Source organism: Aestuariivirga sp. (genome assembly GCF_044239095.1).
Taxonomy (GTDB): Bacteria; Pseudomonadota; Alphaproteobacteria; order Rhizobiales; family Aestuariivirgaceae; genus Aestuariivirga.
Genome location: NZ_JBIICB010000394.1, coordinates 1 through 2,815 on the forward strand (window position 1 = coordinate 1; position 2,815 = coordinate 2,815).

Annotated in this window: 1 protein-coding gene; it reads left to right on the plus strand. The window is 63.9% G+C overall.

The window, feature by feature from the left end:
* Positions 1–406 precede the first annotated feature (406 nt).
* Positions 407–2,815: DNA polymerase III subunit alpha (dnaE, locus tag ACILRA_RS21780; RefSeq protein WP_395664133.1), on the plus strand; the 2,409-nt coding region annotated here is incomplete at its 3' end.

A 2,815-nucleotide genomic window follows, 5' to 3' on the forward strand; every position in this document is an offset into this window, starting at 1 on the left:
AGGCCCTCATCCGGCTTGGTCGCGCCACCTTCTCCCATCCTTCGGACGGGAGAAGGGACTCGTGGTGAGTTTTCCCTTCTCCCGTCGCCCTGCGATGGGAGAAGGTGCCCGAAGGGCGGATGAGGGCCTCTCTCCGCAAGTCTTGCCGCCCGAAGGAGGCCCTCATCCGGCCTATCGGCCACCTTCTCCCATCCTCTGGACGGGAGAAGGAACTCGTGGTGAGTTTTCCCTTCTCCCGTCGCAACGCGATGGGAGAAGGTGCCCGAAGGGCGGATGAGGGCCTCTCTCCACGAGTCCCTTCTCCCATCGCATCGCGACGGGAGGGGGACTGATGTGGCGATCCGTCCTTGTGCATTTCATCCAGTCGCGGGTGTCCCCCCGCCGCCTGCCGCCCTATAATCCCCCCATGGCCGAATCCCCGCTCTTCGTGCACCTGCGCACCCACACTGCCTATTCCCTTTCCGAAGGCGCCTTGCAGATCAAGGCTCTGGCGGGGCTGGCGAAGGACGCGAAGATGCCGGCGGTGGCCATCACCGACACCGGCAACCTGTTCGGCGCGCTCGAATTCTCGGAAGCCATGTGGGACAAGGGCATCCAACCCATCATCGGCTGCACGCTGAAGATCGACATGCTGGAGCAGAAGGAAGGCGGCCTCAAGCACACGGGCGGGCTGCGCCGCATTCCCGCCATGGCCTTCCTCGCCAAGGACGAGCAGGGCTACCAGAACCTCATGAAGCTGTCCTCCCGGGCCTATCTTTCGAGCCCGGACAATGCCGAGCATCACGTCACCTGGGACCATCTCGCCGCGCATTCCGCAGGGCTCATCTGCCTCACCGGTGGTCCGGGCGGGCCCGTCAACGAGGCGCTGCTTGCGGGCCAGGGCTCGCTTGCCGCCGAGCAGATCATGCGCCTCAAGGACATGTTCGGCGACCGCCTCTACATCGAACTCCAGCGCCATGGCACAGCGCCTGAGCGCGAGACGGAGCGCGGCCTCGTTGAACTCGCCTACCGCCTCGAAGTCCCGCTGGTCGCCACCAATGAGTCCTACTTTGCAAAGGCAGATGACTACGCCGCCCATGACGCGCTGATCTGCATCGCCGAGGGCGAGGTGCTGATCACCGAGGACCGCCGCCGGCTGACGCCCGAGCATTTCTTCAAGAGCCAGCAGGAAATGGCGGCGCTCTTCGCCGACATTCCCGAAGCGGTCGAGAACACCATCGAGATCGCCATGCGCTGCGCCTACCGGGTGAAGTCCCGCGCCCCCATCCTGCCGCGCTTTGCGGACGGCGATGAGGCGGAGGAGTTGCGCATCCAGGCCCATAAGGGCCTCGCCGAGCGTCTGGCCACGCGTGGTCTCGTCGAGGGGGTGACGCAGGAAGAGTATATCCAGCGCCTCGACTTCGAGCTCGACGTCATCACCAAGATGAAGTTCCCGGGCTACTTCCTCATCGTGGCCGACTTCATCAAATATGCGAAGTCGAATGGCATCCCCGTGGGCCCGGGCCGTGGCTCAGGCGCCGGTTCGCTCGTCGCTTACGTTCTCACCATCACCGATCTCGATCCCTTCCGCTTCAACCTGCTGTTCGAGCGCTTCCTCAACCCTGAGCGCGTGTCGATGCCGGACTTCGACATCGACTTCTGCCAGGACCGGCGCGGCGAGGTGATAACTTATGTCCAGCAGCGCTACGGCGCTGACCGCGTCGCCCAGATCATCACCTTCGGCAAGCTGCAGGCCCGCATGGTCACGCGCGACGTGGGCCGCGTGCTGCAGATGCCCTATGGCCAGGTGGACCGGCTCTCGAAGCTCATCCCCAACAACCCCGCCAACCCGGTGACACTCGCGCAGGCCATCGAAGGCGAGCCGAAGCTGCAGGAAGAGCGCGACAAGGACCCCACCGTCCGCACCCTCTTCGACCTCGCCCTGAAACTTGAGGGCCTCTACCGCAACGCCTCCACCCACGCCGCCGGCGTTGTCATCGGCGACCGTCCGCTGGAAGAACTGGTGCCGCTCTACCGCGACCCGCGGTCAGACATTCCGGCCACCCAGTTCAACATGAAATATGTCGAGAAGGCGGGCCTCGTGAAGTTCGACTTCTTGGGGCTAAAGACGCTGACGGTGATCGAGAAGGCGCAGAAGCTCATCCGCCTGCGCGAGGCCACCTTCGACATCGACAAGATTCCCTATGACGACGCCAAGACCTACGAGATGCTGGGCCATGGCGATACGGTGGGCGTGTTCCAGCTGGAAAGCTCGGGCATGCGCGATGTGCTCAAGAAGATGCGCGCCGACCGCATCGAGGACATCATCGCCATCGTCGCCCTCTACCGCCCGGGCCCGATGGACAACATCCCGCGCTTCATCGCCTGCAAGAAGGGCGACGAGCAGCCGGACTATCTCCACCCGCTGCTCGAGCCGATCCTGAAAGAGACCTACGGCATCATGGTCTATCAGGAGCAGGTGATGCAGATCGCCCAGGTGCTCTCCGGCTATTCGCTGGGCGAAGCCGACCTGCTGCGCCGCGCCATGGGCAAGAAGATCAAGGCCGAGATGGACGCGCAGAAAGAGCGGTTCGTCTCAGGTGCGGTCAAGCAGAACGTCGATGCCAACCAGGCTGACACCATCTTCGAGCTCGTCCAGAAATTCGCGGGCTACGGCTTCAACAAGTCCCACGCCGCAGCTTATGCGGTCGTCTCCTACCAGACGGCCTGGCTCAAGGCCAACTACCCGGTCGAATTCCTCGCCGCCTCGATGACGCTCGACATGGGCAACACCGACAAGCTCATGCTGTTCCGGCGTGAGGCGCAGCGCATCGGC